The sequence below is a fragment of the Chloroflexota bacterium genome, assembly GCA_016235055.1.
Classification (GTDB): domain Bacteria; phylum Chloroflexota; class Anaerolineae; order JACRMK01; family JACRMK01; genus JACRMK01.
On the sequence record JACRMK010000069.1, the window covers coordinates 66,205 to 84,357 of the forward strand.

The 18,153-nt window shown below is 66.2% G+C and carries 13 protein-coding genes; 8 read left to right on the forward strand and 5 right to left on the reverse strand.

Translation table 11 applies throughout. The features are described from left to right. Positions 1-54: 54 nt before the first annotated feature. Positions 55-1,077, forward strand: coding sequence for a Gfo/Idh/MocA family oxidoreductase (locus HZB53_17445; protein ID MBI5879436.1), 1,023 nt, complete (start codon positions 55-57; stop codon positions 1,075-1,077). Between the two features lie 128 nt (positions 1,078-1,205). On the opposite strand, the gene HZB53_17450 is transcribed toward HZB53_17445, so the two are convergent. Together HZB53_17450 and HZB53_17455 are read right to left on the reverse strand one after the other, a co-directional pair. Further along, positions 1,206-2,183, reverse strand: coding sequence for a Hint domain-containing protein (locus tag HZB53_17450; GenBank protein MBI5879437.1), 978 nt, complete (start codon positions 2,181-2,183; stop codon positions 1,206-1,208). After that, a complete protein-coding gene (locus HZB53_17455) occupies positions 2,180-3,364 on the reverse strand; it encodes a M20 family metallopeptidase (protein ID MBI5879438.1) in 1,185 nt (394 codons plus the stop codon). Before HZB53_17455 ends, HZB53_17450 begins: the two co-directional genes overlap by 4 nt. Positions 3,365-3,474: 110 nt before the next feature. On the opposite strand from HZB53_17455, the gene HZB53_17460 reads away from it, so the two are divergent. Next, entirely contained in the window at positions 3,475-4,065 is a 591-nt protein-coding gene (locus HZB53_17460; GenBank protein ID MBI5879439.1) for an NUDIX domain-containing protein, read from the forward strand. A 28-nt stretch (positions 4,066-4,093) separates the two neighbouring features. Next, positions 4,094-4,891, forward strand: a complete 798-nt coding sequence (locus HZB53_17465; GenBank protein MBI5879440.1) for a CYTH domain-containing protein — start codon at positions 4,094-4,096, stop codon at positions 4,889-4,891. Here the strand turns inward: HZB53_17465 and HZB53_17470 are convergent. Further along, a complete protein-coding gene (locus HZB53_17470; protein ID MBI5879441.1) occupies positions 4,881-5,849 on the reverse strand; it encodes a CvpA family protein in 969 nt (322 codons plus the stop codon). The genes HZB53_17465 and HZB53_17470 overlap by 11 nt on opposite strands. A 58-nt stretch (positions 5,850-5,907) precedes the next feature. Between HZB53_17470 and HZB53_17475 the strand changes: the two genes are divergently transcribed. The 5 genes from HZB53_17475 to HZB53_17495 all read left to right on the forward strand — a co-directional run bounded on the left by HZB53_17475 (position 5,908) and on the right by HZB53_17495 (position 9,932). Beyond that, positions 5,908-6,453: a sigma-70 family RNA polymerase sigma factor gene (locus HZB53_17475; GenBank protein ID MBI5879442.1), complete on the forward strand. Its 546-nt coding sequence runs from the start codon at positions 5,908-5,910 to the stop codon at positions 6,451-6,453. Positions 6,454-6,564: 111 nt separating this feature from the next. Beyond that, complete coding sequence (locus HZB53_17480; protein MBI5879443.1) at positions 6,565-7,467, forward strand: hypothetical protein; 903 nt, start codon at positions 6,565-6,567, stop codon at positions 7,465-7,467. Positions 7,468-7,475: 8 nt separating this feature from the next. Further along, the gene (locus HZB53_17485; GenBank protein ID MBI5879444.1) at positions 7,476-8,402 is read left to right on the forward strand and encodes an ABC transporter ATP-binding protein; all 927 of its coding nucleotides are present in this window, start codon (positions 7,476-7,478) and stop codon (positions 8,400-8,402) included. 12 nt (positions 8,403-8,414) lie between these two features. Next, positions 8,415-9,248: an ABC transporter permease gene (locus HZB53_17490; GenBank protein ID MBI5879445.1), complete on the forward strand. Its 834-nt coding sequence runs from the start codon at positions 8,415-8,417 to the stop codon at positions 9,246-9,248. 45 nt (positions 9,249-9,293) lie between these two features. Then, positions 9,294-9,932 (forward strand): MBL fold metallo-hydrolase, encoded by a 639-nt coding sequence (locus tag HZB53_17495; protein ID MBI5879446.1) that lies wholly within the window; start codon positions 9,294-9,296, stop codon positions 9,930-9,932. A 111-nt stretch (positions 9,933-10,043) separates the two neighbouring features. Here the strand turns inward: HZB53_17495 and HZB53_17500 are convergent, their stop codons facing one another. Together HZB53_17500 and HZB53_17505 are read right to left on the reverse strand one after the other, a co-directional pair. After that, on the reverse strand, positions 10,044-12,953 hold the full coding sequence (locus tag HZB53_17500) for an insulinase family protein (protein ID MBI5879447.1): 2,910 nt from the start codon (positions 12,951-12,953) through the stop codon (positions 10,044-10,046). A gap of 117 nt (positions 12,954-13,070) precedes the next feature. Continuing rightward, positions 13,071-17,633 (reverse strand): DEAD/DEAH box helicase, encoded by a 4,563-nt coding sequence (locus HZB53_17505; GenBank protein ID MBI5879448.1) that lies wholly within the window; start codon positions 17,631-17,633, stop codon positions 13,071-13,073. Positions 17,634-18,153: the final 520 nt, after the last annotated feature.

The window sequence follows — 18,153 nt, forward strand, 5'->3', positions numbered from 1 at the left end:
ACATCAGCGCTGGCAGCGCGCCGCCGCGCCGCCAAGTTCATAGGGAGGTAAGTCATGTCGCAGATTCGCTTCGCCATCCTTGGCTCCGGCTACATGGGACGCACATACGCCGAGTGTGTTACACATCACAACACTCGCTGCGCGCTCGTCGCAATTTCCGGCGGGCGGCGCGCACCGGAGTTGGCCGCGGATTATCACGTCGACTACGTGGCACAGTACGACGACCTGCTCACGCGCGCCGACGTGGATGCCGTGCTCATTGCCACGCCGCACGCGGATCACTGCGCGCAAGTCATCCAGGCGGCCCGGCACGGCAAACACGTACTGGTTGAAAAGCCGATGGCTACCAGTAGCGCAGACTGCACCGCAATGATTGAAGCGTGCGCACAGGCGGCCGTCCGGCTTGAAGTGATCCAAACGCTGCGCTTTCGCGGTTCGCTGGCGCGCGCTCGCCAACTGATTGTCGACGGCGCGATCGGCGAGGTGCGCATGATGCAGGGGCGTTCGCTATTCACCAACTACACGGTCGACACCAAGCCGTGGGCCGGGCTGCCGGTTCACGGTGGGGCCTACCTGGATATGGGCGTCCACACGTTCGACATCATCCGCTTCCTGACCGGCGCAGAAGTGCGGCGCGTATTCAGCCATATCACCACGTTCGGCGGCGAACCCTACGCTGGCTTGAACGCGATGAGCCAGGTCGATCTGAGCAACGGCGCGATGGCGCAGCACTGGATTTCGTACCAGATGCCGAATCCGAGTCTGCCAGACTCCATGCATCGCTATGTCGTAGTCGGCGACCGCGGACTGTTGGACATAGACGGCTACGGCAAGTTGCAGCTCGGCTCCGGCGACCGGTGGGAAACGATATGGCAGCAACCGCCGATCGACTTTATCAATAGACCGATGGAACCGGTGCGGCTGGAAGCATTTTTCACGCAAACCCAGGCATTCGTGGACGATATTCTGGATGATCGCCCATCGACAGTCTCTGGCGAGGACGGTCGCACAGCCGTCGCATTGGTCGAGGCCGCATTGAAATCGTCACAAACGGGGCGCGCCGTCAACCTGCGCTAGGGAGTGGGGAGGGGCGCTCCCGCTAGTGTATCCAGAGAGATCGTATCGATTGTCGTTTCTGGTTATTTTCCGGGAGTGCCGTGGTGCGCGTGACCTATGGCGTGAATCGCACTGGTCTCATCCCGCGGCTAACGCAGCGTGCTGTCGACGAGCACGCCATCGGCCCAGTACGCGCCGGTCGGCCCTGTCGGAAGCAGGTCGAATGTCGCGCCACCGGCGTACGGCAATCGCGTCACCGTCACCACCCATGCGCCGTCCAGTTCGTCGCCCACGGCAAGCGTGCCGAGCGCGCGCCCGTCCGCGGCCGGGTGTCCCGGCGACGCCGTCACAGCGCGCCCGTCGGACAGTTGCAGTCGTACCACCTCGTGCGTCGGCGGCACGTTGACGCGTGCGGTCAACGTTACTACTGAAGCAATGCGGTTCCCCGCCGCATCGGACGTCCATACCGGCATCCCGGCACGCAACGCCTCGACCGGCACATCCCCGCTCGGCGTGGCGATGCGCGTCCCGCCCGGCAGGCAGATCGGGCATGTCACGATCGCCGGCTGGCGGCTCGTCTCCATTACAACGCCTGACCGGCTCACCGTGCCTTCGATAGCGCTGCCCTGGCGTTCGGTCGCGCCCGGTGCGACGCGAATGCTGTACGCATAGCGCTCGCCGTCGGCGCGCAGTTGCACGGCGTTCAGGCGTTTGTACTGCCGGTAAACCGCCATCGTTTGCTCTGCGTTCAGCGCCGCCCCGCCGTCCAACGACAGGCTCTTGACGATTGCGGCATACACCTCACGGTCGGCCTGAATGGCGGGCATCCGTTCGCGGGCGAGGCTCTCCTCGTCCCCGTGAGCAACCGGGAACTGGTCCGGATCGCAGAAGAAGAAGTCGGGATACCGTGCCAGCACGCGCAGCTTGAGCTCCGGCACGGTGAGGCCCACCGTCTGGGCCGCCGTGGCGGTCGCAACCAACGCCGGGGTTACACTCGGTTTTACGGCGCCTGGCGTGCCCGTGGCCACACCCGCCGTGACAGGAGTAGCCACAGACTGCGCCGTCGGCCCGGCACAGGCAACCGCCACAATCACCACAAGCGTCAGCAGGCCGACGCGCGCGTTCATGCGCGGCCCCGCAGTGTGGACAGTCGTTCGCGCCCAGCCACCGTGCGACAGATCATCTCGGCCAGCAGCGTTGTGCGCGGCACGATGCTATCCGCGTCGATGTATTCATCAGGGCCGTGGTCGAGACCGCCCACCGGACCGAGTCCGTCGATAACCGGCACGCCCAGTCCCGCCATCATATTCGCATCCGACACACCGCCCGTGGATGCGTCCTTCACGGTAAAGCCCAGGTCTCGCGCAATCGCCTGTGCCTGTTCGACCAACCAGCCGGCCGCCGCACTCTTGGGCATCGGCGGCGCGCCGAAGTCGCCGCTCACGGTCACTTTGGTGCCCGGCACGGTCGTCCGTTCCGGGAGGGCGCGCAGTGCGCGCTCGATCGCATCGGCTCCCGCCGGCGTTGTTGCGCGCACGTCGACCTGCGCCCAGGCGTGGTCGGGTACCACATTGCTGCGGTGGCCGCCCGCCGCCACGCCAACACTGACCGACACGCCCGGCGCGATGCCGTTTAGTGCCTGTGCGGCGATGATCTGGTGCGACAGTTCGAGCAGCGCGTTGGCGCCCTTCTCCGGTTCAACGCCGGCATGCGCCGCCTTGCCGTCCACGTGAATCCGGAACAGCCCGCCGCCCTTACGCGCGCTGACGATATCGCCGTTCGCACGCGCCGCTTCGAGTACAAACACGGCATCGCACTCGGCGGCCACCGGCGCATACAGCGTGCGCGAAACCAGCGACCCGATCTCTTCATCCGAGTTGAAGAAGAAGCTGATCTCCTCAAACGCGCTGAAGCCGGTCTGCTGCAGAGCGCGCATGGCATACATACCCGCCAGCAACCCAGCCTTCATGTCGCAGGTGCCGGGGCCGAGGATCCTGCTGCCCTCTCGCCGCATCGGCCGCTCGGCCGCCGTGCCGTCGGGATACACCGTGTCCAGGTGACCGCTCAGCATCAGGCGACCGCGCCCGTCGCCGCGCATCCGGATGATCCAGCAGTCGCCATATTTTTCGACCGGCAGGCGCTGTACGGCCCAGCCCCAGGCCAGTGCCCGGTCGGAGATCCACTCGCCGGCCGAGTCCACCCCGGTTTTATTGTATGAGCCGCAGTCCTGATTGACCAGTTCGGCCAGGTCGGCGAGAAAGTCCGAAAGTGAGCCTTCAATAGTGCTGTGCAGGTTCGCAAGTACCATGGATACTCCGTAAGCGCAGGAAAGGTCGTATCGCAGACTATGCGACGCAGCCTGATTATACACACGCGCTGTGTTTCGCGCGCGCTCGCCACTGTGGTAAGCTGTCAGCTATGAGTGAACACGATCCTCCGGCCATCAATTTCTGCGTGCACTGCGGCGCGCCGGTCGCGCCGCGCCCAGAAGGCGGGCAGATCGTCTTCGCATGCACGCGCCCGTCGTGCGGCCGCGTCACCTATCGCAACGCGAAACCGTGCGCAGGCGTCTTGCTGGAGGACGCCGGCCGGTTGCTGCTGGTTCAGCGCGCCACCGAACCGTTCCGAGGCGACTGGGACATTCCAGGCGGCTTCTTGCACGAGTGGGAACATCCGGCGGCGGGTGCGCTGCGCGAGGCGCTCGAAGAGACCGGCCTGCACGTCGAACTGACTGCCCTGCTCGGCATCTTCATCGACAGCTACGGGGCAGCCGGCTACAACACGCTGAACATCTACTATCGCGCGCGGGTGGCCGGCGGCACGCTGCGGCCAGCCGACGACGCCGCCCGCGCCGAATGGTTCGCGGCGGACGGGTTGCCCGCCAACATCGCGTTTCCCGACCACGAGCAATATGTGCTCGCGCTCTGGCGCGATGCCTTCGCCCGCAATTCATCGCCGCAGCCCGAGGCGCACTTGGCCGATTTCGTGTCGGGCACCGTCATACGCTGAAGCAGCGGTTACCACTGGAGCCACGCCCATGCCCGCCTCGCCTGTTGAATTGGAAGTTGCATTCATGATCCGCGCCGTCAATGCGCCGGCGATCGGTCGCTTGATTGCCGGACTACAGCGGATCGGCGACTATTCCATGCACCATACCGGTGCGCATCGGATTCGCGATATCCATTTCGATACACTCGAGCGGCGGCTGGGCACGCGCGGCTTTGTCCTGCGCATCCGCCGGCTGGATGCGGGCGACCTGCTGACGCTCAAGGGCGCCTCGCGCGCCACGACCTGGGGCGGCGTTGAGCGGTTGGAGATCGAGGGACCCTGGTCGTCCGACACATACGGCCAGATTGAGCAAGCGCTGGCTGGTGCCGGCATCGATTTGGGCATGTCGGCGGCGAACTTCGAAGCAGCGGACCACATCGCGGCGATGCGGGCCGCCGGCTTCGACATCATCCAGTACCGCGAAACCGGTCGCATCACGTTTTCCGTTTCGGACGATGGCGGGGCGCAGCTGGCGGAACTGTCGCTCGACCGGGTCAGCCTGCGTCTCGGCGCACGCATCGCGCGCTTCACACAGGCGGAGATCGAATCCAAGTCCGCGGCAGGCGCATCGCAGTTGCCGGCGCTCACGGCGGCGCTGCGCGCCCAAATGGGCGATGCGCTACGCGACTGGCCGTTCGGCAAGCTGGCAACCGGGCTGGCACTTGCCGACCGGTTCGCGGCCGGCGTGCTCGATGACTACTGCGATGCGGACGGCGAGGTGACGCCGGAGGGGGTTGACGCCCTGGAACAGTTGCTAACGGCGCGCCGGCCAGCCGTCAGTCCGTGAAGTCCTGTGTGAACATCAGCCCGCTCAGCCCGCCACTGATCGTACCAATGCCGATCTTGCGGAACTCCGGGCGCAGGATGTTGTCGCGGTGTTCGGGGCTGTTCATTAGTCCGGTGTGGGCGCGCTCCACCGTGGGCGCGAGCGCGAGGTTCTCCCCGGCCACCCGGTAGCGGATGCCGGCACGCGCCATGCGGTCGAACGGGGTCCCGGCAATAGGCGAATTGTGCGCGAAGTAGTGCATCTGCAACATCTCCTGGCTGTGCTGCCGCGCCACTTGCGTCAGTCGCGCGTCAACCACCAGCGGCACCAACCCGCGCTTGATGCGCTCACCATTTACCAGGTCGAGCATCTCCATTTCTGCGGCGGTATCGGTGGCCATGTCGGTCACTGGCAACGTCAGCCGGGTCGCGGTCTCGCCAAACCGCCTGGTCAGGTACCCGTTGACATCCAGCGTTGCCGCCTGCACCGCCTGTTCGAACGGGTCGCCCACCTGCTGCGCCAGCGTGGCCAGCGGCCGCGCCAACTGTGAGCCGAGCACCGACTGGTTGATCGCCCGACTAAACGGCGTCGATAGCAGGAACGCGATCGCAATACCGGCCAGCATGGCGCCGTTCGCCGCGCCGGGCAGCAAGCCGAGCACGTGATCGACGCGCGCATAGGTTCCGCGAATGTGCGGTTCCAGCACGCGGCGGTACAACACCGACGCGCCAAGCGACGTAGCGCCCAACGTGCCAATCAGCAGCGCCAGCAGCGCGCCGAGATCGACGATGCCGCGCGGCCAGTGTATCGCTCCAGCCACGAGGCCGGTCAGTGTCTCAGACGCCGTCGCGACGACGAGCAATGCGGCCATCCACCCGGCCAGGTCGAGCAATCCCATGACCAGCCCGCGGCGCACGCCGAACCAGGCATTGGCCAGCACCAACAGCCCAACCGCGACATCGAACACGAGTGAGGACATTGACTTCGAGTATAGCACATGTGATACATGCCGGCAGCGCGCGTATAATGGAGTAGATATGACAACGGTATTGCGCCTCACGGCAGCCGATGCAAAGCGGGCAGGCGCCGAAACGGTAAACTGGCGCGAGGTGTTCGACGCCGAGTTACCGCGCATCATGAACTACTTCCGCTACCGGGTGGACGACGATATGCTGGCCGAGGACCTCACGGCCGAGACGTTCGAGCGCGCATGGCGCGCCCGCGATACGTACCGGCGCGATCGCGCGGCGTTCTCGACCTGGCTGTTCACGATCGCGCGCCATATCGCGGTCGACCACTACCGCCGGCGCAGCCGCAGTACGGAGGAGCCGCTGGATACGCTGGACGAAGCCGGGGCGGCCGCGCCATCCCCTGCGGAGGCCGCCGAGCAGCACGACGAGATCACGCGGTTGCGCGCTCTGCTGGCCGATCTTCCCGCGCGCGAGCGGGAACTGGTGGCGCTCAAATACGGCGCCGGCCTGAACAACCGCGAGATCGCCCGCATGACGTCGCTGTCGGAGTCCAACGTCGGGACGATTTTGCACCGGGCGGTTGCGCAGTTGCGCTTAATACTGGCGCTTTGACGGCGCCGGGCGATCTGGAGGAGTGCGATGGACGATGAATTCATGAACGGCCTGCGGCGCGCACCGCGTCGTGAGTTCGCCGCTCAGCTTTACACAAGGATAAACCAGCCTATGAAACAGAATCGTATGGGGTTCGCCCGCTGGACGCCGTTCGCGGCGCTCGCCGGCGCGCTCGTGCTCGTCGTGGCGCTTTTTTCCTTCCCGCCCGCGCAGGCCTGGGCGCAGGACTTCCTGAACCAGTTCCGTGTCAAGCGCTTCACCGCCATCAGCATTGACCCGGCGCGCATCCAGCAACTCAACACCTCGAAGGTCGATGTGCAAGGCCTGATTGGCAAGGACATGCAGGTCGTCCGCGATCCCGGCGCTCCGCAGGCAACTACGGTCGATGCGGTGCGGGCGATTTCCTCGATGCGCGTGCGCATCCCATCCGTGCTGCCGTCCGATCTGGCGATCGCCGACGTGCGACTGCAGGGCGACGGCCTCGTCAAGATGACCGCCGACGTTGAGAAGCTCCAATCGCTGCTTGACGCGTTCGGCATCACCGACGTCAAAGCGCCGGCCAAACTCAACGGCGCGTCGATCACGGTGCACACGCCCGTCAACGTGACGATGAATCTTCGCAACACGAAATCCACGGTATCGTTCGTGCAGGCGCGCAGTCCCGAAGTGACGCTGCCGGACGGCGTCGCGTTGAGCGACCTCGGCCTGATCGGCTTGCGCCTGATCGGGTTCAGCCCGTCCGATGCTAGGCAGTTCGCGCAGACGATTGACTGGAACGCGACACTGGTCGTTCCGGTGCCGGCCAACGCGGCGTCGTTCCGAGAGGTCACGGTCGGCAGTGGCAAAGCCCTGCTGATCTCGTCCAACGGCACGACGGGTGGCTCCGCGCCTCGGCAGGGCGAGCCTACGCGCATGGAGAATCTGCTGCTCTGGTCGGACGGCGACATGGTCTTTGGGCTGAGCGGCAATGTCACGTCCGCCGACCTGCTGACCATCGCCGATGGACTGAAGTAGCGAGCCGCATGGCCTCCTCCGGACCCGCCATCGAAACCGCTGGCCTGTGTAAGGAATTCGGCCCGCACACGGCAGTCGCCAACCTCACCCTGACCATTGGTTGGGGTGAGGTTTTCGGCTTCCTGGGGCCAAACGGCGCCGGCAAGACGACCTCGATCAAGATGCTGCTCGGCCTGGTCGTGCCGACGCGCGGCGAGGCGCAGGTGCTGGGCGCGCCGCTCGGCGATCGCCGCGCCCGCGCGCGGCTCGGGTTCCTGCCGGAGCACTTCCGCTTCCAGGACTGGCTCACAGCGCGCGAATTCCTACAGTTTCACGGCCGCCTGTACGGCATGCGCGGGGCCGTGCTCGCCGAGCGCATTCCGCGCGTGCTTCAGCGCGTCGACCTACACGATGCCGCGGAACGCAAGCTGCGCGAGTTCAGCAAAGGCATGCTCCAGCGCGTCGGGCTGGCCCAGGCGCTGCTCAACCAGCCCGACCTCGTGTTCCTCGACGAACCCACTTCCGGTCTCGATCCACTGGGCCGTCTACTGGTGCGTGATGTGATCGCGGAACTGCGCGATGCCGGCACCGCAGTGTTCCTCAACTCGCACATCTTGAGCGAAGTGGAAATCACCTGTGACCGGGTGGCGTTCGTGCGACGCGGCGAGGTCGTCCGCGAACTATCGCTGCACGACGGCAGCCAGCAGGGCGTCGAGGTGCAGATCAAGGTCGAAGCACCAACGCCGGGCTTGCTGGCGGAGCTCGGCCAGTTTGGCCGCGACGTTATCGCCGCCGACGGCGTTATCCGGCTGCACGCCGACAATAACCACGGCCTGCCCGACATCGCGCGCTTTCTCGTCGGCCGTGGCCTGAACCTCTATCACCTGTCGGCCAGCCCCAAATCGCTGGAGCAGTTGTTCCTTGAGGTCATGGGCGATCAGGAGCGGCCGGGCTAGACTCACACAACTATGTTTACGATCACACTGCTCACACTGCACGAAGCGCTGCGTAAACGGGTGTTGCTGCTGGCTCTCGTGCTGGGGCTTGGCTTCGTTGCCATCTACGCGATCGGCGTCAATTACATCTACAGCGGTGTGACCACGCGTGGCCCCGCGCCGACCGGCATCAATGCACCGCTGCTCGCCATGACTTACGTCACGATGGCCGGACTCTACGCCGTCAACTTCCTGATGGTGATGATGTCGGCGCTGATGCCGGTCGACACGCTCTCCGGTGAGATCCGTTCTGGGGCGATCCAGACGCTCGTGACCAAGCCGGTGCATCGCCTGGAAATCGTACTGGGCAAATGGCTGGGCTTCTGGCTCATTCTGGCCGGCTACCTGCTGCTGACAGCCGGCGGCGTGCTGGCCGTCGTGTTCGCGATCAGCCGGTACGTTCCGCCCAACATCGCCGTCGGCTTGCCGCTGATGCTGCTCGAAGGCACCGTGCTGCTGACGCTGTCGATCGCGGGCGGTACGCGGCTGAGCACGCTGGCCAACGGCGTCTTGGTGTTCGGCCTGTACGGGCTCGCCTTCATCGGCGGCTGGGTCGAGCAGATCGGGGCGCTGCTCGGCAACGACGCCACCAGCCAGGTCGGCATCGTGGTCAGCCTGCTCATTCCCAGCGATGTCCTGTGGCAACTAGCCACCTACAACATGCAGCCGGCTTTCTTCCGCGACGCGACGGTCACGCCGTTCACGCCCGCCTCGGTGCCGAGTCCGGCGATGGTCTGGTGGGCGCTCGGCTACATTTTTGCCGGGCTGCTCGTGGCGGTGCGCTCGTTCAGCCGGCGCGATTTGTAGGCCGCGCGCGTTGACAACAATTCCATCGGGCGATAGAATCGCGGCATGAAAATTGACGACACGCTCTATCAGGTGGACGACGCGCTCGGCAACCCGACGCTCATCATCGCCCCGGACTACCTCACGCTCGTGGATACCAGTGTGCCCGGCATTGAGGGCAAGGTGCTCGCGCTGATCGAATCGCTCGGCCGCCAGCCCGGCGATCTCAAGCATATCCTGATCACGCATTCGGACGGCGATCACATCGGCAGTCTGCCCGCGCTCGTTGCCGCCACCGGCGCACGCGTCTACGCGCAGGCGCTCGAGGCCGAGGTCATCGGCGGCGCGCGCCCGGCGCGCAGCGGCAAGGTCGTAGACACGCCGACCACCGTGTCGCAGATTGTCAAGGAAGGCGACCTGCTGCCGCTGCACGGCGGCATCCGCGTGATCGAAACCTTTGGCCACACCGTCGGCCACATCAGCTACTACCTCGTCGCGCACGACCTGCTGATCACCGGCGATTGTCTGGTCAACACGGAAGGGCTCGGCGGCTCGCGCCCGCAGTACACCTTCAACGCCGCGCAGGCGGTTGCCTCGGTCAAGAAGCTGGCCGCGCTCGGACCAGGATCGCTCGCCTTCGGCCACGGCGCGCCGATCATCGGCGGAGCGGCGGCGCAGTTGCGCGCGCTGGCCGCTACACTGTAGGCCCGCAACAGATTGCATCACCGCTTGGCCGTGCAACGCGGTATCACGAAGAAACAAAACAGGGTAGACCTTTGCGGTCTACCCTGTTGGCGTGTCACTGCGGACTCACCGCTAGAGCAGGGTTGTCACCTTCAGCCAGTCGCCGCGCTCGCGGTTGGCCGCCTCGATCGCATCGGCCGAGCCGACGACGACCGTGATGCCCTGCGCGGCCACCGTCGCGACGATGTCGGCAAACGCGCGCACGTCACGCACCGTGGTCGCGAGCACCTCTTCGCGCCGCTGTTGGAGGAATTCCTCGCTGTCGCCGGTCAAATGGCGCGCCAGTGAGGCATACCCCTTCGCGTCGGGCAGCATGTAGCCATCGATCTGCCCGATGACGCCGACGATGTGCTTCGACAACTCGTCGTCCGTGATCGCGGCCGTGCGCAGGAACTGCGCGGCATCATCGAAGTTCTTGACCGTCACCAGCAGGTTCGGATCGCGATACGACGAGAACATAAACATGCCGGTGTGGCGATCGAACGAACAGCCGCCGCCGTACGCCCCGCCCTGCACACGCACCCGCTCGTGCACGAAATCGCGTGACAGCAGGTGCGTCGCGACGGACGCCGAGCCGCTCGTCGTGTAACCGTGCCGGTAGATGTTGTCACCCTTGGCGACGTAGTTGACTTTGGCCGGGATGGTCAGCCCTTCGCTCACCGGCGCGCCCGACAGCGCCCACTCGCTGCGCGGGGCCGCACTATCCGGCAACTCGCCGATCATGCTGGCCAGTTGCGGCGCGAAGCGCCCGTAGTTATCGGCGTCCAGCGCCACGTTGCAGAGCATATTGCCGCGCCGCACCATCCGCCGCCGGATCGCCTCGAGGTGCGAGACGATACTCGCCCAATCGCGCTCGATTCGCTGCGCCAGCTCCCGGATGAAGAACAGGTAGCTCGCGCCGCCCGACTGCTCACCGGCCCAGTCGGCCAGATTGAAGTTCGCGCGTAGCCGCGCTGCCGCCACGGCGTTGCCTGCCGGCACCACGCCTGCCTCGGCGCGCGCCTTCTCCTGCATCACGATCTGCTTGAAGCGCGCCGGGTTGTCGAAACGTGCGCCGAGCAGCACGTCGCGCATGATCGCCAACAGCGCGCCCGCCTGTGGCGCGGTCGCCTTGCCGCGCAGGAAGAACCACGACTGCAGCGCGCCGTCGCGCGCAATGTCGAGCATCGTCGAGCGGCCCATGCCGCCCGTCTCGCGACTGATGCGCAGCGCCAGCTTCGTGTAATCTTCACGCTCGGTGCCCATCTCCAGCAGTGCGCGGCCGAACAGCGGCAGGAACGGCAGTGATTCGGCCGGTAGCCCGGCCAGGTTGAACCCCACGTCCAGATACACGATGCCGCTGGTGAACAGGTCGTGCATCAACACCGACACACCGGCCCGCTCGTCCGGTTGCAGCGGAATACGCTTGTTGCGGCGCTCGAGATCGCTCAACTTGAGCATCGGCAGCGTGGCCAGCGCCTCCGGGCTATCCGGCGCTTCCTGCTGCGCCTTCAGCTCGCGCGTCTGTCGGACGATCCGCTCGACCTCGGCGGCGTCCATGCGCGCGCGCGCGGCGGCCAGGCGCGCCTGCTCATCCGCTTCCTCGCGCGCCGATTGCCCCTCGACCGGCTTCATCACGACCGTGGCGCGGTGTGGGTTGGCGACCAGGTCGTTCGCGATCAAATCCTCCAGCAGCCGCCCGCCGGCTAGCTTCGCCTTCAGCGCCGCCAGCGGCGCCTCGAACGCCAGCGCGTCAAACGGGTCGCGGTCGTACAGCCATTGAACCACGGCGGTCAGCATGATCGCGATGCCGCGCGGGAACGCGCCGGTATTGCGCTCGCGCAGGTTGAACTCCAGCGTGTTCAGCGCCGCGCCGATCAGGTCGCCGTCCAGCGGCTTCGCCGCAAGTCCGCGCAACGTCTCCACCACCAGCGCCTCGACCTTCGGCGCGTCGTCGGCCGCGATGTTCTTCAATCCGATGCTGAACGTCCATTCGCGCTGGTGTACGCTCATGCCCGAGGCAACCAGTTCTTCGCCCAGGCCGGAGTCGATCAGCGCCTTGCGCAGCGGCGCCGCGGACGTGCCGATCAGCACATGCGACAGCACATCGTACGCCATCGCCCGCACTGGGTCCGTCACCTCGCCGAGCAGCCATGTGGTGTTGACCATCGCACGCTTCGCGTTCGCGGCATCCTGCCCGGCGTCAAACGTGTGCTCGACCCAGCGCGGCGCGCTGAAACGCGGCTGCAACCCGACCGACGAGTCGGCCACGCGCGGCTCAATGCGCGCCAAAGTGCTGTCGATCAACGCCAGGCAGCGCGGCGCGGCGAAATCGCCGTACAGGACGATGCGCGCGTTGAACGGGTTGTAGAACTGGTCGTAGAAGGCACGGAACTGCTCGTAGGTCAGGTCCGGGATGTGGCGCGGGTCGCCGCCGGAGTCGTGCCCATAGGTCACATCGGGAAACACCGCGCCATCAACGTAGCGACCCAGCGCGCCTTCCGGCGACGAGTAAACGCCCTTCATCTCGTTGAACACGATGCCGCGATAGGTCAGCGGCGCGTCGGGCGCGGTCATCTCATAGTGCCAGCCCTCCTGCGCCAGCGTCTCCGGCGAGATGCGCGGGAAGAACACCGCGTCGAGGTAGACGCTGACCAGGTTGTCGAAGTCCTGTGCGTTCTGGCTGGCGACCGGGTAGACCGTCTTGTCGCCGAACGTGAACGCGTTGATGAACGTCTTCAGCGACCCCTTCGCCATCTGGCTGAACGGGTCCTTGACCGGGTACTTCTGCGATCCGCCGAGCACCGAGTGCTCGAGGATGTGCGCCACGCCGGTCGAGTCGCTCGGCGGCGTGCGGAATGTGACGCCGAACACCTTGTTCTCGTCGTCGTTGGCGAGCGCCAGCAGTTGCGCGCCCGTCTTCGCATGCTTGTATAGCCGTGCCTGCGTTCGCAGTTCGGCAATCTCGCGTTCCTGTACCAACTCAAAGCCATAGGTCGTCATGAATTTGGTGTCTCCCCGAATAGTCATACCCGCTGAAATATTGCCAGAAGCACTACGTCATCCGGCCGTGCCGCCTGCACTGGCTAGCTGTCAAAATGCGTTCGTCCAATCACGTTGTCACCGCTCCATGCCCTTCGGCGTGCGATTGAACCCGAGCGTACGCAAAACCGACTCCATCGGACTATCGGGCACCGGTTGGCCATTCCATTCGCGCACCTCGACGTGCCGTTCGGCGTTGGGCCGCGCCAGGTACACGCCGAGCGCCCGTTGGACCAGGTCATCCCGCGCATCCGTGTGTCCGTATATTCTACCGCCATGATCCTCCGCGACCAGAATGGCCGCACCGCCTGACATGACGACGTGATTGATTGGCACGAGCGCAAAGCGCGGCGTGTCTGCCGTCCCGGCCCCGTACCGGTTTGCCGGGTCGGTCGCGTTGAGCACAATCAACGCACTATCGTTTGCATGCATGGCGCGCAACTGTTCGACCGCTTCAGGCAGCGCGAACTGCGCGCCGCTCATGTCGGCCACGAAGTAACCGCGCCGCACCTCGCCGCGCATCTCCATGCGCTGCAGCGGACCGTATAGCGCGTCCCAGCCGAGCGCCAGCTCCTCGCGCTCAAGCAGTTCGCGCATCAGCACGCCATAGCGCTGCAACAGGATACGCGCCGTGCGTTCGGCCTTCTCGCCATCGCTCGCGGGCTTGCCCATCACGGCGAAGCGATGCACCGACGACCAGCGGCCCGGCCACTCCGCACCGGCAGCGGTCTCGCCCTGTTCCAAACGAGCCCGGACCCGCTTCTTCGCCGCTCGCAGGCGCGTCGACGTCAGGCGCGGCGACTGGAGGCGCGCCGCAAGCTCGGATTCGAGCGAACTGAGCGGCGCGCGCTCACGCGCATCCGGCTCGAAGGCCAGCACGGCCCGCAGCGTATCCAGCGCGTCGTTCGTCACCAGCGACGAGAACACCAGTCCGGCCAGCGCCTTCTGCACCGTGCTTGCCGCCAGCCCGGTGCCGCGCTCAATATCGCGCGTGAACGCTGTCCCTTCGCCCTTCACAAACTCCAACACTTGGCGCGCCGCGCCATCTCCCGGCTCAACCGGAGGCCCGACGAACAGCGCGCCATCGCCGCGCGCGAAGACACGGATGCGTGCGTGACGTGCATCCGAGCCATTCAGCACCCAAATGTATTCACGCTCCAGTGCCTCGGCCAGCGCATCGACATCCGGCTCATCCAACCGGCTCGCCAGAATCTCGCGCTCCCACACGGCGGCGTGCAGCGGCGCCCCGGCCAACTGCGCCAGCGCCGACTGCACCGCGCCATCGCCGCCGCGCCGCGTTTCGGGATGTACGCCTTGCCAGCGCGCCAGGAAGTCGGCATACGCCTCGAACGGCACCGCCTGCACTTCGCGCCGCAGGATCGTCAGCGTACGCTGGTGGACCTGTTTGAGCACATGCGGCGATATATACTCGTCGTCCGTCGCGCCAGCCGTAAAGCGCCCGCGCACCAGGTCGCCGGCCGCCAGCAGCGCGTCGAGCGTCATCGCCAACAGGCCGCCCGCGAACGCGTAGCGCGCGGCGATCGCCGTGGCAGCGATCGGCCCGGCGTGTCGCACAAAGCGCAGCACGATCTCGCGCGTAGCGGTATCATCCGGCATCGCCGCGAACGCAGCACGATACTGTTCTGCGCGCTCGGCGTGCACCCAGCGCGGCTCGCGGCCGTCCGCGGACGGTACCTCGAGCGCCCGGATCGTACCGGCTGTCTCAAGCTCACGCAGCCAATCCGCGCCACCTGCCTCGGACCGGGCCAACGCCTCGCCGGTCGAAAGATCGCCCAGTTCGTAAATCAGCAGTCCCAACTCGGCCGCGCTGCGCGCGCGATAGCCTGCCTCGGCGTGCTGGGCACGCTCGCGCACTTCGTTGATCGCCGCCGGGCGCAGCAGTCCGCTCAGATCGCCGCCGCGCGCCGCCAGCAGATCGTCCAGCACCTCCTCGCGCACCAGCAGGGCGCGCAGATCGCGCTCCGCCTTCGGCTCATCCCACTCATACTGATAGACCGCCTGGAAGGCGAACAGCAGGCCGCGCGCAATCGCCGACGGGTTCAGCGTCTCAACCGGCACAATTTCAATCACGCCCGCTTCAATCTGATCGAGCACCTGCGCCAGGTGCGGCATGTCGAGCACGTCGCGCAGGCAGTCGCGGTACGTCTCGGCCACAATCGGGAAGTCGTCGAACTGGCGCGTAGCCGCCAGCAGGTCTTTGGCCTTCAGCCGTTGCAGCCAGAACGGCGTGCGTTTGCGCCCGCGCGACTTCGGCAGCAGCAGAGCGCGCTCGGCGTTGACGCGAAAGTGAGCGCCGAACAGCGCCGAGTACGGCAGCTCGCGCACAATTCGCTCGCGCGCCTCGCCCGCCGGTATGCGCACGAAATCCGGCGGCAGCCGCCGCGTCCCGGCTGGCAGGCGCAACATGATACCGTCGTCGTTGACCTGCGTCTCGACCTCGATGCCGAGTTGTTCCCGTGCACGGCTGGCCAGCGCCAGCGCCCAGGCACTGTTGATGCGGCCGCCGAACGGCGTCTGCACCACGACATTGCGCGCGCCGATGGCGTCCTCGAACGACTCGACAACCAGCGTGCGGTCGGTGCAGACCGCGCCGGTCGCCTCCACTTGCCCGCGCACGTGTGCCAGCAGGTTGGCCGCCGAGAATTCGTCCAGCCGGAACTCGCTGCGCAGCCACGGAATGACATCTTCGTCATGCTGCATCCGCTGCGCGACTTCGCGTCGCAGGGCGCCGATCCGCACGCCCAGGTCGTACGAGCGCCACGGGTAGTCACCGCGCCAGAACGGCATGCGTGGCGTCGCGCCGGCTGCCTCGCCAACGACGATCCGGTCGTTCTGGATGTCCAGCACACGCCAGACCTGGCTGCCGAGCAGGAACGTGTTGCCCGGGCGCGTCTCGTAGACGAACTCCTCGTCGAGCTCGCCGAGCTTGGTCTTGCCGTCGCCCAGGTAGACACCGAACGCGCCCTTGTCGCCGATCGTGCCAGCATTGCTCATCGCCAGCAAACGCGTGCCGGGCAGCGCGGTCAACCGGTCGTTGGCGCGATCCCAGACCAGTTTGGCTCGCAGGGCCGCCGCGTGGTGCGCCGCATCGTCGTACTTGCCCGAGAGCATGCCGAGCACCAGGTCGAACGCCTCGCGCGAGAGATCGCGGTAGGCGTGTGCGCACCGCACAACGGCATACAGGTCGCCGGCGTCCCATGGCTCGGCCGCCACCATCGCGACGATTTGCTGGGCGAGCACGTCAAGCGGGTTCTGCGGCGTGTGCGTCTCCTCGACCACGCGGTCGAGCATGCCGCGCGTGACCGCCGCCGCCTCGACCAGATCCTCGGCGTGGGTCGCGTAGATGCGTCCGTGGCTGGTCTGCCCAACAAGGTGCCCCGAACGCCCGATGCGCTGCAAGCCCTGCGCGACGCTCTTCGGCGACTGCAACTGCACGACGAGATCGATGCTGCCGATGTCGATGCCGAGCTCGAGCGACGAGGTACCGATCAGCGCCGGCAGACGCCCGGCCTTGAGGTCACTCTCCATCTCACGGCGCGCTTCCTTCGACATGCTGCCGTGGTGTGCGCGAAACGGCCCCTCGGCGCCGATTGCCCACATGCCGCTGTCGCGCGGCACGCCGTTCGGCGCCAGCACCTGCGGGCTGAGCGGGTCGCCCTCCTCCGTCTGCGCCGCCGTCCACTGCGCGTTCAGCCGGTCGGCGGTGCGCTCGGCCAGCCGACGGTTGTTCGCAAAGATCAACGAGGTGCGATGCGTCAGCACATCCGACAGGACCCGCGGGATCACATGCGGCCAGATGGTGCCGCCCGCGATGCTCGTCAGGTCGGCCACCGGCGTGACGACCTGCACGTCAATTTGCTTGTCGTACGCAGCATTGACGATCGTCACCGGCCGGTCGTGCCACGCGCCATCCCATTCGGCCCGCCCGGCGAGGAAGCGTGCGCCCTCCTCCAGCGGCCGGATCGTGGCCGACAGGCCAAGGCGCTGCACGTCGCGGCCCGCGAGGTGCGCCAGCCGCTCCAGGCTCAGCGACAGGTGCACGCCTCGCTTGTCGCCCACCAGTGCATGGATCTCGTCGACGATCACGGTGCGTATGCTGCGAAACATCTCGCGGGCGCGCGGGCTGGTCAGCATCAGGTAGAGCGATTCCGGCGTGGTGATCAAGATGTCCGGCGGCCGCTTGACCATCTGCGCGCGCGCGCTCGATGGCGTGTCGCCGGTGCGCACGGCGACCCGCACGATCGGCAGCGGTGTGCCGTCCCGTGCTGCCGTCTCGCGGATCCCCTCCAGCGGCACGCGCAGGTTGCGCTCGATGTCGTTATTGAGCGCCTTGAGCGGCGAGACGTATAGCAGGCGCACACCATCGTCCGGCGACGGCGCTCGTGGCCGCCGGGCATTCTGCGCGGGCGGCTCGGCCTGACGCTCGCGCATGATCTGATCGATGCCCCACAGGAACGCCGTCAGCGTCTTGCCGGAGCCGGTCGGCGCGAAGATCAGCGTGTGCTCGCCGCGCTGGATCGCCGGCCAACCCTGCGCCTGGGGCGGCGTTGGACGTCCGTAGGCCGCGCGAAACCAATCGCGCACCGCCGGCAGGAAGCCATTCAGTTCGTCGTTTGCCATCGTGATTTCACTTTACCACAATCTGTTGGTTATCCACGAAGGCACACGAATAAACACGAATGGGCTTCCGTTTCGCGCGCCTTCTCGGATAATTCTCTACCCGTACTTGTTTACTGGGTAGTTGTCATGAGTGCGCAACCGACAGTACACAGCATGGACGTTGATCGATGAATTGACCGGCTCGATCGCGTGGGCTGAAGCCACAGGCAGACGCGTTCAAATACGGCAACCCCACCCCCGACCCCTCCCCGCAAAGCGGGGAGGGGCGAAAAACAGGGGGTATTGGCGCGGCGGCGAAGCCGCCGCGCCAATACCCCAGAACGATTCCCCCTTCTCCCCCGCGTTGCGGGGGAGAAGGAGCCAGGGGATGAGGGGGTGAGACGCTCGCGGTAAGCTCTGCATTGAGAGTTCAATACGATTCGTGCCAGACATATCACACAGGCCACCATCGAGTGGTTGTCCGGGCCGCACTCGCGGAAATGCCAACGATTAGGCGTCGTCAGACGCGGTAAACAAATAG

Excerpts from the sequence above, each read along its gene's own strand:
- HZB53_17445 (MBI5879436.1), top strand. The coding sequence starts at position 55 with ATGTCGCAGATTCGCTTCGCCATCCTTGGCTCCGGCTACATGGGACGC.
- HZB53_17450 (MBI5879437.1), bottom strand. The coding sequence starts at position 2,183 with ATGAACGCGCGCGTCGGCCTGCTGACGCTTGTGGTGATTGTGGCGGTT.
- HZB53_17455 (MBI5879438.1), bottom strand. The coding sequence starts at position 3,364 with ATGGTACTTGCGAACCTGCACAGCACTATTGAAGGCTCACTTTCGGAC.
- HZB53_17460 (MBI5879439.1), top strand. The coding sequence starts at position 3,475 with ATGAGTGAACACGATCCTCCGGCCATCAATTTCTGCGTGCACTGCGGC.
- HZB53_17465 (MBI5879440.1), top strand. The coding sequence starts at position 4,094 with ATGCCCGCCTCGCCTGTTGAATTGGAAGTTGCATTCATGATCCGCGCC.
- HZB53_17470 (MBI5879441.1), bottom strand. The coding sequence starts at position 5,849 with ATGTCCTCACTCGTGTTCGATGTCGCGGTTGGGCTGTTGGTGCTGGCC.
- HZB53_17475 (MBI5879442.1), top strand. The coding sequence starts at position 5,908 with ATGACAACGGTATTGCGCCTCACGGCAGCCGATGCAAAGCGGGCAGGC.
- HZB53_17480 (MBI5879443.1), top strand. The coding sequence starts at position 6,565 with ATGAAACAGAATCGTATGGGGTTCGCCCGCTGGACGCCGTTCGCGGCG.
- HZB53_17485 (MBI5879444.1), top strand. The coding sequence starts at position 7,476 with ATGGCCTCCTCCGGACCCGCCATCGAAACCGCTGGCCTGTGTAAGGAA.
- HZB53_17490 (MBI5879445.1), top strand. The coding sequence starts at position 8,415 with ATGTTTACGATCACACTGCTCACACTGCACGAAGCGCTGCGTAAACGG.
- HZB53_17495 (MBI5879446.1), top strand. The coding sequence starts at position 9,294 with ATGAAAATTGACGACACGCTCTATCAGGTGGACGACGCGCTCGGCAAC.
- HZB53_17500 (MBI5879447.1), bottom strand. The coding sequence starts at position 12,953 with ATGACGACCTATGGCTTTGAGTTGGTACAGGAACGCGAGATTGCCGAA.
- HZB53_17505 (MBI5879448.1), bottom strand. The coding sequence starts at position 17,633 with ATGGCAAACGACGAACTGAATGGCTTCCTGCCGGCGGTGCGCGATTGG.